This is a genomic window from Mixta sp., assembly GCF_024610815.1.
In the GTDB taxonomy this organism is placed as follows: domain Bacteria; phylum Pseudomonadota; class Gammaproteobacteria; order Enterobacterales; family Enterobacteriaceae; genus Mixta; species Mixta calida.
This window is the reverse complement of sequence record NZ_JANION010000100.1, coordinates 1-11,002: the sequence shown is the minus strand read 5'-3', so window position 1 is coordinate 11,002 and position 11,002 is coordinate 1. Positions and strand designations below refer to the sequence as shown.

At 57.2% G+C, this 11,002-nt stretch carries 9 protein-coding genes; 4 read left to right on the top strand and 5 right to left on the bottom strand.

Features of this window, described 5'->3' with window-relative positions; all coding sequences use genetic code 11:
- Positions 1-78 precede the first annotated feature (78 nt).
- The 3 genes from MYY08_RS06750 to ackA form a co-directional block, all read right to left on the bottom strand.
- Positions 79-1,110, bottom strand: coding sequence for a TIGR04086 family membrane protein (locus MYY08_RS06750; protein WP_038625058.1), 1,032 nt, complete (start codon positions 1,108-1,110; stop codon positions 79-81).
- A 397-nt stretch (positions 1,111-1,507) separates the two neighbouring features.
- Entirely contained in the window at positions 1,508-3,661 is a 2,154-nt protein-coding gene (gene pta, locus MYY08_RS06745) for a phosphate acetyltransferase (protein WP_425325811.1), read from the bottom strand.
- Between the two features lie 66 nt (positions 3,662-3,727).
- A complete protein-coding gene (gene ackA / locus MYY08_RS06740; protein ID WP_038625062.1) occupies positions 3,728-4,930 on the bottom strand; it encodes an acetate kinase in 1,203 nt (400 codons plus the stop codon).
- A gap of 334 nt (positions 4,931-5,264) precedes the next feature.
- Here ackA and yfbV point away from each other — a divergent pair, with 334 nt between their 5' ends.
- From yfbV to MYY08_RS06720, 4 genes are all read left to right on the top strand, one after another.
- Positions 5,265-5,714, top strand: a complete 450-nt coding sequence (gene yfbV, locus MYY08_RS06735; protein WP_038625064.1) for a terminus macrodomain insulation protein YfbV — start codon at positions 5,265-5,267, stop codon at positions 5,712-5,714.
- A 139-nt stretch (positions 5,715-5,853) separates the two neighbouring features.
- The gene (locus MYY08_RS06730; protein ID WP_038625066.1) at positions 5,854-6,348 is read left to right on the top strand and encodes a YfbU family protein; all 495 of its coding nucleotides are present in this window, start codon (positions 5,854-5,856) and stop codon (positions 6,346-6,348) included.
- A gap of 13 nt (positions 6,349-6,361) precedes the next feature.
- On the top strand, positions 6,362-7,021 hold the full coding sequence (locus MYY08_RS06725) for a sugar phosphatase (protein ID WP_288013849.1): 660 nt from the start codon (positions 6,362-6,364) through the stop codon (positions 7,019-7,021).
- A 78-nt stretch (positions 7,022-7,099) separates the two neighbouring features.
- The gene (locus MYY08_RS06720) at positions 7,100-8,932 is read left to right on the top strand and encodes an SLC13 family permease (protein ID WP_288013848.1); all 1,833 of its coding nucleotides are present in this window, start codon (positions 7,100-7,102) and stop codon (positions 8,930-8,932) included.
- 1 nt (position 8,933) lies between these two features.
- Here the strand turns inward: MYY08_RS06720 and yfbR are convergent, their stop codons facing one another.
- A complete protein-coding gene (yfbR, locus tag MYY08_RS06715; RefSeq protein ID WP_038625070.1) occupies positions 8,934-9,533 on the bottom strand; it encodes a 5'-deoxynucleotidase in 600 nt (199 codons plus the stop codon).
- A 115-nt stretch (positions 9,534-9,648) separates the two neighbouring features.
- Positions 9,649-10,866: a pyridoxal phosphate-dependent aminotransferase gene (locus MYY08_RS06710; RefSeq protein WP_038625072.1), complete on the bottom strand. Its 1,218-nt coding sequence runs from the start codon at positions 10,864-10,866 to the stop codon at positions 9,649-9,651.
- Between the last annotated feature and the right edge of the window lie 136 nt (positions 10,867-11,002).

The window sequence follows — 11,002 nt, the reverse complement described above, 5'->3', positions numbered from 1 at the left end:
CTGACAAATAAGGCGACCTGCAGGTCGCCTTATTTGTCAGGGCCGTCCCCAGAGGAGATGGCTGTATGCGCTGGCGGATTAGTCGCGTTTGGTCGGACGCTGATGGCTCAGCACCTGACGCGGTTGCGTACGACGACCTACCATACCCATCACACCGGCCAGAATCGCTTCGATAATCAGCATAAAGAAGGCGAACCAGCTGGCTTTCGCGGTAGCGGCAGCGGCTTTATCAGCGGCTTCGCGTGCTTTCTGCTCCGCCTGCTGTTTCAGCTCATTGTATTTCTGACGCGCCTGCTGATAGCTTTTCTCTGTCTGATCGACAATCTGTTCCGCTTCGGCGTCGGTTTTTCCGGTGCGCGCCTTAATGATATTTTTCAGCGCGTCGCGGTCAGCGGCCTGCAGGGTATCCTGATTGCTGTTAATTAAGCCTTTCACCCAGTTGGTAATATCGGTGTCGGCGTTTTGCGGATTATTAGCCGTGGCCTGCGCCTGGTTCTGCGCGCTGTTCGCCGCATTTTGCGCATCCTGCTGCAGGTTTTCCGGCTGCAATTCAGGTTTGCCGGTCTGACGCAGCGTAGTTTCCAGTTCGTTTTGCAGATCGTCCAGGTTAATGCCGCTCTCCTGCAGCTTGTCGCTCGCCATCTGCGTCGCCTTCGGCGCAACGGCGGAAATCGTGCTGCCCATAGCATTCAATCCAGCGCCCATCACGTTCATGGCGCCGCTCATGGTGTAGTTGACCAGCATGATCGCCAGCCAGACGCTGAACAGCGTATTGACGCCGAACATTAACAGGCCGTGCAGCATGCCTTCACGCTGTGCGAGTCGGCCGCTGACCCAGGCGCCGACGGCGATGGAAACCAGCATGCTGATGCCGGTCCAGACCGCCGCGCCGGTGCCGATACCGTCCAGTGGGTTTTGCTCATGCAGCGGATCGATGCTGGATGTGCCAACGGCAGTGCCCAGTAAGGTTAATAACAGGTGGATCACCACGGAACTAATAACGCCAGCAAAGATAGCGCTCCATGAAATGCGCTTTAGCGGTACACCATTCACTGAGTCCACCCAGGCTGCGTCATGCCGGTTGCGGAGATGTTCAGGATGTTCACTCATAATATTTACTCCCTATCCTTATCTTTTAAGCCGTTGCCACAGAATTGTTCTTTCAACTTGCGTGAAAAATAGTGATACCTCTTATTTCAGGCAATTTAAGGCTAGTTAGGGAATAGCGATTTGACCAAATTAATTTGCTAATTTGCGACATAAAATAAACCAAAAGTTTACCGCTTCGTTTATTTTTAACGATTTTTCACTATTGCAGGCAGTATAATTACAGGTTAATTAAAATGGCGTTTTATATTTTTCCATGAGATGAAAAGTAAATAATGGCACTAATGATCGACGCAGGAGGACAGTAGCAGGGTGGGAAGAACAGATTAACGAAAATCACGAACGTGGCAGCTGAAAAACAAAAAAAGCGGCCCGCAGGCCGCCTTTTAAACAGAGGTCATTAACCCTGTTGTTCCTGCGCCTGTGACGCCTGAATCGCGGTCAGAGCGATGGTATAGACGATATCGTCAACCAGCGCGCCGCGTGACAGATCGTTCACCGGCTTACGCATACCCTGCAACATCGGCCCGATGGAGATCAGATCGGCGGAACGCTGCACCGCTTTGTAGGTGGTGTTGCCGGTATTCAGATCCGGGAAGATAAATACCGTTGCGCGTCCGGCAACCTGCGAATTCGGCGCTTTCGATTTCGCCACGTCTTCCATAATCGCCGCGTCATATTGCAGCGGGCCGTCGATCACCAGATCCGGGCGTTTTTCCTGCGCGATACGCGTCGCTTCGCGGACTTTCTCCACGTCGCTGCCAGCGCCAGAGTTGCCGGTCGAATAGGAGATCATCGCCACGCGCGGCTCGATGCCGAATGCCGCGGCGGAATCCGCAGATTGAATAGCGATTTCAGCCAGCTGCTCGGCGGTCGGATCCGGGTTGATGGCGCAGTCGCCGTAAACCAGCACCTGCTCCGGCAGCAGCATAAAGAATACCGATGACACCAGCGAGCTGTTCGGCGCGGTTTTAATCAGCTGCAGCGGCGGACGAATGGTGTTGGCGGTGGTGTGCACGGCGCCGGAAACCAGGCCGTCCACTTCATCGCGTTCCAGCATCATGGTGCCCAGCACCACATTGTCTTCCAGCTGCTCCTGCGCCACCACTTCGGTCATGCCTTTGTTTTTACGCAGCTCGACCAGGCGCGCTACATAGTTATTGCGCGCTTCTTCCGGATCGACGATCTCAATGCCTTTGCCCAGCTCAACGCCCTGCGCCGCCGCGACGCGATGGATTTCGTCCGGGTTGCCCAGCAGTACGCACTGCGCGATGCCGCGCTCGGCGCAAATCGCCGCCGCCTTCACGGTGCGCGGCTCGTCGCCTTCCGGCAGCACGATGCGTTTGCCCGCTTTGCGCGCCAGCTCGGTCAGCTGATAGCGGAAGGCTGGCGGAGAAAGGCGACGGCTACGCTCAGAAGCGGCCGTCAGCGATTCTACCCAGTCGCTGTTGATATGGCTGGCGATATACTCCTGCACCTTCTCAATGCGCTGCGTATCGTCGCTGGGCACTTCCAGGTTGAAACTTTGCAGGCTGAGCGAGGTTTGCCAGGTGTTGGTGTTAACCATAAACACCGGCAGGCCGGTCTGGAACGCGCGTTCGCAGAGTTTGTAAATACGGTCATCAATTTCATAACCGCCGGTCAGCAGGATGGCGCCGATCTCTACGCCGTTCATCGCGGCGAGGCAGGCGGCGACCAGCACGTCAGGGCGATCGGCGGAGGTGACCAGCAGCGAACCGGGACGGAAGTGCTCCAGCATATGCGGCAGACTGCGTGCGCAGAAGGTCACGGATTTCACGCGGCGGGTCTGTATTTCGCCTTCGTTAATCACGCGTGCGTTCAGGTGACGGCACATATCGATCGCGCGGGTGGCGATCAGATCGAAGCTCCACGGAATGCAGCCCAGCACCGGCAGTGGACTGTTAGCGAACAGCTGGCTCGGATCGATGTTGGCGACGCTGGCTTTGGTGGAGTCATCGAAGATTTCTGACAGATCGGGACGGGTGCGGCCCTGTTCATCCACCGGCGCGTTGAGTTTGTTGATGATAACGCCAGTGATGTTTTTATTCTTGCTGCCGCCGAAGCTGCTTTGCGTCAGTTCGATGCGCTCTTTCAGCTGGGCGGGGGAATCGTTGCCCAACGCCATCACGAAGACGATCTCCGCGTTCAGCGTTTTGGCGATTTCGTAGTTCAGCGCGTTGGCGAACTGATGTTTACGCGTCGGCACCAGGCCTTCTACCAGCACGACTTCAGCGTCTTGCGTATTGGCATGGTAGCGGGCAATGATCTCCTCCATCAGCACATCTTGCTGATTGGAACCGAGCAGCGACTCAACGCGCGACATTTGCAGCGGCTCAGCGGCGGGGATTGAGGAGTTTTTACGTATAATCGTCGTGGTCTGGTCAGGCGCATTGCCGCCGGCGCGGGGCTGGGCGATGGGTTTGAACACGCTGAGGCGGACCCCTTTGCGCTCCATCGCGCGGATAACGCCGAGGCTGACGCTGGTCAACCCGACGCTGGTGCCGGTAGGAATAAGCATAATGGTACGTGACACAGTAAACCTCTCAGGTATTTCAGGGTGTCAAAACAACTCCGTCAGCCGAGGCTGACGGAGAAAAACTTATGCGGTAAGACGCGCGGCGTCGCGGGCGATGACCAGCTCTTCGTTGGTCGGGATCACCAGCGCCGGACGGGTGCCTTCCTTGTTAATGAAGCCTTCCTGTCCGAAGCGCGCCGCCAGGTTGCGCTCATGGTCCACTTCGAAGCCCAGCAGGGAGAGCTTTGCCAGCGACAGCTCGCGCACCATCGCCGCATTTTCGCCGATGCCGCCGGTAAATACCACGGCGTCCAGACGACCCTCCATCATCGCCGTATAGGAGCCGATATATTTGGCCAGGCGGTGGCAGAAGACATTCATCGCGCGTTTGGCGTCCTCTTTGGTGGTGTAGTTCTCTTCCACATAACGGCAGTCGCTGGTAACGCCGGTCAGGCCGAGCAGACCGGACTCTTTGGTCAGCATTTTGTTGATCGCGTCAACGCTCATGCCCAGCGTATCATGCAGGAAGAAAACGATCGCCGGATCGATATCGCCGCTGCGGGTGCCCATTACCAGGCCTTCCAGCGGGGTCAGCCCCATAGAGGTATCGACGCACTCGCCGTTGCGGATTGCGGAAACCGATGCGCCGTTGCCGAGGTGGCAGGTAATCACATTCAGCTCTTCGACCGGCTTGTTCAGCATGCGCGCCGCTTCACGCGACACGTAGTAGTGGCTGGTGCCGTGGAAGCCGTAGCGGCGGATGCCGTGTTCTTTATAGAGATGATAGGGCAGGGCGTAGAGGTAAGACTCTTCAGGCATCGTCTGATGGAAAGCCGTATCGAAAACCGCTACGTTTTTATCAGAAAGATGCGGGAAGTTTTTCAGCGCCTCTTCGATGCCGATCAGATGCGCCGGGTTATGCAAGGGTGCGAAAGGCGAAGCGTCTTTGATATCCTGCACCGTCTCATCGCTGATGACGACGGAGTGCGTCAGCTTTTCGCCGCCGTGGACGATACGGTGACCGATTGCAGCGATTTGTGCCAACAGCTCCGGTTTTTGTGCCAGAATGTTTTTAACGATGAAGTTCAGGGCTTCGCTGTGCGCGGCGCCCGCACCCAGCGCAGCTTCCTGTTTAGCGCCGTCCAGTTTCCATTTAATGCGCGCTTCGGGCAGATGGAAACATTCGGCCAGACCTGACAGGTACTCTGCTCCGTCAGCCGGATTGAGAATGGCAAACTTAAGAGAAGAGCTACCGCAGTTCAGAACCAGTACTAACTTACTCGACATGGAAGTACCTATTAGTCAAAAGTGGCTAAAAAAAACGCAATCAGTCTATCATCCTAAAGTATGAAAGCTGGTACATTAATGATTACCATCATACTGCCAGCAAAAAGTTATCTGACAGCAAAAAAAGACGGTAATTTTACGTAAAAATTTGAAAGTCCCTTGGCTTTCAACGGCTCGGCCTCAGGATAATGAGGATAACCCGTTTTGCGGGCGCTGATAACGCGCCCAGAATAACGGCAGTCCCCAGCAAAAACAAAATTTTTTGAAGGATGTTATAGAAAGTTGTGTCGTTATTTAAATTTTTTAAATCTTGCGAAAGAAGTTGAGGTGAGCCATGGCAAATGAATCCAGCGTCGGCTGGTTTAAGACCTTCCAGCTTGGGCAGCACTACATGAAAACATGGCCGAACGATAAACGCCTCGCGCCAATTTTCCCGGAAAACCGCATTACGACCGCCACGCGGTTTGCGATCCGTTTTATGCCGCCATTGGCGGTTTTCACGCTGACCTGGCAAATCGCGCTCGGCGGCCAGCTGGGACCGGCAGTGGCCACCGCGCTATTCGCTTGCAGCCTGCCGATGCAGGGATTGTGGTGGCTGGGTCGCCGCTCCGTCACGCCGCTGCCGCCGACGCTGCTGCACTGGTTCCATGAGGTGCGTGAGAAGTTGCAGCAGGCGGGCCAGGCCATTGCGCCGCTTGAGGGAAAACCTACCTATCAGGCGTTGGCGGATCTGCTGAAGCGCGCCTTTCGTCAGCTGGACAAAACCTTCCTCGACGATCTCTGAGCCTGAATAGCCGGTTGCCCGATAATTTTTTGCGGCAACCTGGCTCAAATCAAAGAAAGGCGGGCTTATGATTCCGCCTTTTTGAACGCTGTGCGATTCTTGAACATCTTTTTACCTTGCCGTGAAACAGGAGTTGAAGATGGATATGACGCACGCGCAGCGCTTGATTCTTTCTAACCAGTATAAAATGATGACGCTGCTCGACCCGGACAACGGCGAACGCTATCGCCGGTTGCAGACCATTGTTGAGCGAGGCTACAGTCTGCAGATGCGCGAGCTGGATCGCGAATTTGGCGAGCTGAGCGAAGAGATATGCCGCACCATTATCAATATAATGGAAATGCACCATGCGCTGCTGGTCTCCTGGGAAAACCTGAAGGAGAGAGCGGACATTGACGAGCGTCGGCTACAGTTCCTCGGCTTTGACGCGGCGACCGAAGCGCGCTATCTGGGCTACGTGCGTTTTATGATCAATGTGGAAGGGCGCTATACCCACTTTGACGGCGGCACGCACGGCTTTAACGCTCAGACGCCGATGTGGGAAAAATATCAACGTATGCTTGCCGCCTGGCAAACCTGTCCGCGGCAGTATCATCTGTGCGCGACTGAGATTGCGCAAATCATCAACGCCTGAGAAGGAAACGCAAGTGAAGTGTAGAGGCTTTTTGTTCGATCTGGACGGCACCCTGGTGGATTCGTTACCGGCGGTGGAACGCGCATGGACTCACTGGGGCAAACGTCACGCTATTGATGCGGATGAGATCCTGAATTTTATCCATGGCAAGCAGGCTATCACCTCACTGCGTCACTTTATGCGCGGCAGCAGCGAAGAAGAGATCCAGCAGGAGTTTCGCCTGCTGGAGAAAACCGAAGCGGAGGATACCGACGGCGTCCGCGCGCTGCCTGGCACCCGCGATCTGCTGGAGCAGCTCAACGCGCTTGAGATTCCCTGGGCGATCGTCACCTCCGGCTCGATGCCGGTGGCCTCGGCGCGTCGTCAGGCGGCGGGACTGCCGCTGCCGGTCCACTTTGTCACTGCCGAGCAGGTGAAAAACGGCAAGCCGGAGCCGGATGCCTACCTGACCGGCGCAAAGCTGCTGGGGTTAAAACCTGAAGAGTGTGTAGTGGTAGAGGACGCGCCTGCCGGCATCCTTTCCGGCCTCGCCGCCGGCTGCGCGGTGATCGCCGTCAACGCGCCCGCCGATACGCCGCGCCTGGCGGAGACCGCGTTGCAGCTCACTACGCTCACCGCGCTGCGCATCAGCAAAGCGCCCGACGGCACGGTCACGGTGCTAACCCAAAACTGATTGATTTAACCCCGCTATCGCGGGGTTTGTTTTATGGCATGCTGCGCATTCAGGACGCATCTGATGGCGGGGAATGCTGTGAATAATCAACTTCTGTGGGTGCTGGGTCTGCTGGCGGTGACCGTCTGGCTGTTCGCGTCTGGCAGGCTGCGAATGGATGTCGTCGCACTGCTGGTGATCATCGCGTTTGTACTTAGCGGTACGCTGACGCTGCAGGAAGCCACCATCGGCTTCAGCGATCCCAATGTGATATTGATTGCCGCGCTGTTTGTGATAGGCGAGGGGCTGGTGCGTACCGGCGTCGCCCTGCAAACCGGCGAATGGCTCATGAAAATCGCCGGCAACAGCGAAAGCAAAATGATTTTCTGGCTGATGCTGACCGTGGCCGGACTGGGCGCGTTTATGAGCTCCACCGGCGTGGTGGCGATTTTTATTCCGGTCGTGCTGAGCGTTGCCGCCAAAATCGGATCGTCGCCGGCGCGGCTGATGATGCCGCTCAGCGTGGCGGCGCTGATCAGCGGGATGATGACGCTGGTGGCGACGCCGCCTAATCTGGTGGTAAACAGTGAGCTACAGCGCGAAGGGCTGGAGGGCTTCAGCTTTTTCGCCGTAACCCCTATTGGCCTGGTGGTGCTGGCGCTGGGCATTGGCTACATGCTGGTGGCGCGCTACTGGCTGGCCGCCCTGCCGGACGCTGCCGTCGCCGCCGCGCCGCGCCGCCGCAACTTCCGCGACCTTATCCGTGAATATCGTCTCAGCGGACGCGCCCGCCGTCTGGCGATACGCGCAGGCTCGCCGTTGATTGGCCGTCGTCTGGACGATCTCAAACTGCGTGAAAAGTATGGCGCCAACGTGGTGGGCCTGGAGCGCTGGCGTAAATTCCGCCGCGTGATGGTGACGGTGACCGGCGAGACGACGTTCCGCGACCGTGACGTGTTGCTGATTGATATGTCCGCCGCCGAGATCGATCTGCGGCAGTTTTGCAGCGAGCAGCGGCTGGAGCCGCTGATCCTGCGCGGCGACTACTTTTCCGACCGCGCCCGCGATGTCGGCATGGCGGAGGTATTGCTTACTCCTGATTCCGAACTGACCGGCAAAAGCGTGCGCGAGCTCGGTTTTCGCAGTCGCTTCGGCGTCAGCATCATCGGCATCCGACGACGCAACAGCCTGCTGGAGGGCACGCTGACCGACGAGCCGCTGGAAGTAGGCGATACGCTGCTGGCGATCGGCGACTGGCGCTGCATCCAGCAGCTGCAACAGCAAAAACGCGATCTGCTGCTGCTGGCGTTGCCTGCCGAGATCGATGAGGCGGTACCGGCGCACAGTCAGGCGCCGCATGCGCTGTTCAGCCTGGCGTTGATGGTGGCGCTGATGATCACCGATGTGATTCCGGGGCCCATCGCCGCCTTAATCGCCTGTCTGCTGATGGGGAAATTCCGCTGTATCGATATGGAAAGCGCCTGGAAAGCCATTCACTGGCCGGGTCTGATTCTGATCGCGGGCATGATGCCGTTTGCGCTGGCGTTGCAAAAGACCGGCGGCGTGGCGCTGGTGGTGCAGGGATTGATGGATGTGGCTGGTAGCAGAGGGCCGCACGTTATGCTGCTCTGCCTGTTTGTGCTGTGCGCCACTATCGGCCTGTTTATCTCCAATACGGCGACGGCGGTGCTGATGGCGCCGATTGGCGTGGCGGCGGCGCAGCAGATGGGCGTATCGCCTTATCCCTTCACCATGATTATCGCCATCGCCGCCTCCGCCGCCTTTATGACGCCGGTCTCATCGCCGGTCAATACGCTGGTGCTGGGGCCAGGCGGCTACCGCTTCGGCGACTTTGTGAAAATCGGCGTGCCCTTTACGCTGGTGGTGATGGCGGTCAGCGTGCTGCTGGTGCCGCTGCTGTTTCCTTTCTGACTTACAGCGGGGTGTCCTGGGATATCTCATCCAGAGAGAGGCTGAAGCTTGGCACAAAGACCTCGATAAAGTAATCCATCTCCTCGCTGCGCCGCTGCTGCAACGTTTTCTCCAGGCGCGCCAACGCTCGCCGGAACTCGTTGTTGCCGGCGGAAAGCTCTTCCAGGCACTTCAGGTAGGCGCACAGCGCGTCGGCCTGCTTAAGAATCGCGGTTTCCTCCTCGCTTTGCTGTTGTTCATCCAGCAGCGGACGCCAGGCGTCCTGCAATTCCGCAGGCAACATTTCAATCAGCTTATGGCGCGCAATTTCTTCGATCTTTTTATATTCATGGGCTATTTGGGCGTTGTAATACTTTACCGGCGTCGGCAGATCGCCAGTCAGCACTTCGCTGGCGTCATGATAGAGCGCGATCAGCGCGATGCGCTCCGCATTCAGGCTGCCATTGAATTTTTTATTTTTAATCAGCGCCAGCGCATGGGCGACCATCGCCACCTGCAGGCTGTGCTCAGAGACATTTTCCGTGCGCACGTTGCGCATCAGCGGCCAGCGGTTGATCAGTTTAAGACGGGAAAGATGGGCGAAAAAGTGGCTCTGCTTCATGAAAAAGGCGTCTCCTCAGGGCGGCTGCGGAAACCGGCGAACCCGATCTCCGCAGCGACACAGTATAGCCTTTTCATGACGCACGCTACAGCGGCTGCGCGCGTCATGCGGCCGACTATTGCCGGTAGCCTTCGAGGAAACGTCCGAACTTGCCGATCGCCATCTCCAGATCGTCAACGCGCGGCAGCGTAACGATGCGCACATGATCCGGCCACGGCCAGTTAAAGGCGGAACCCTGCACCAGCAGCACTTTTTCCTGCAACAGGAAGTCCAGCACCATTTTCTGGTCATCGTGAAGGTTAAACTTTTTCGCATCGATGCGCGGGAACATATAGAGCGCGCCCTGCGGCTTAACGCAGCTGACGCCGGGAATATCGTTGATCAGCTCCCACGCGCGTTGACGCTGCTCATAAAGACGCCCACCCGGCATAATGAATTCGCTGATGCTCTGATAGCCGCCCAGCGCGGTCTGAATCGCGTGCTGTGCCGGCACGTTGGCGCACAGGCGCATCGACGCCAGCATCTCCAGACCTTCGATATAGCCTTTCGCGTGCTTTTTCGGCCCGTTCAGCACCATCCAGCCCTGACGGAAGCCCGCCACGCGGTAGGTTTTTGACAAGCCGTTAAAGGTGACGGTCAGCAGATCGGGCGCCAGTGCGGCGATCGAATGGTGCTGTGCGGCGTCATACAGAATTTTGTCGTAAATCTCGTCAGCGAAAATAATCAGGTTATGTTCGCGCGCGATTTCCACGATCTCCATCAGCAGTTCTTTGCTGTAAACGGCGCCGGTGGGGTTATTCGGGTTGATAATCACGATGCCGCGCGTGCGGGGAGTGATTTTACTGCGGATATCCGCCAGGTCAGGGAACCAGCCGGCGGATTCGTCGCAGAGGTAATGCACCGCTTTGCCGCTGGAGAGAGAGACCGCCGCGGTCCACAGCGGATAGTCGGGCGCCGGCACCAGCATCTCATCGCCGCTGTTCAGCAGCGCCTGCATTGACTGCACGATCAGCTCAGAGACGCCGTTGCCGATATAGATATCTTCAACGGTGACGTCGCGCATATCGCGCGCCTGGTAGTGCTGCATAATCGCTTTGCGTGCGGAGTAGAGTCCTTTGGAATCGCAGTAGCCCTGCGCGCCCGGCAGGTTGCGAATCACGTCGACCAAAATTTCATCTGGCGCTTCGAAGCCGAAGGGCGCTGGGTTGCCGATATTGAGCTTCAGCACCTTATTGCCTTCTTCTTCCAGGCGTTTGGCCTCTTTCAATACCGGACCGCGTATGTCATAGCAGACGTTATCCAGCTTCGAAGATTTTTCGATAATTGTATTCATTACTTGCGCCTTAACTGACAGAACTGCATTCCTGCCGTGGAAATAAACCCGCTCAATTTACTCTTCTGATATCCACTTTTGAAGGGCGGGCCAGGCTTTTGGCGCAACCGCGAGACAACGTCGCGCTGGCTGGTAT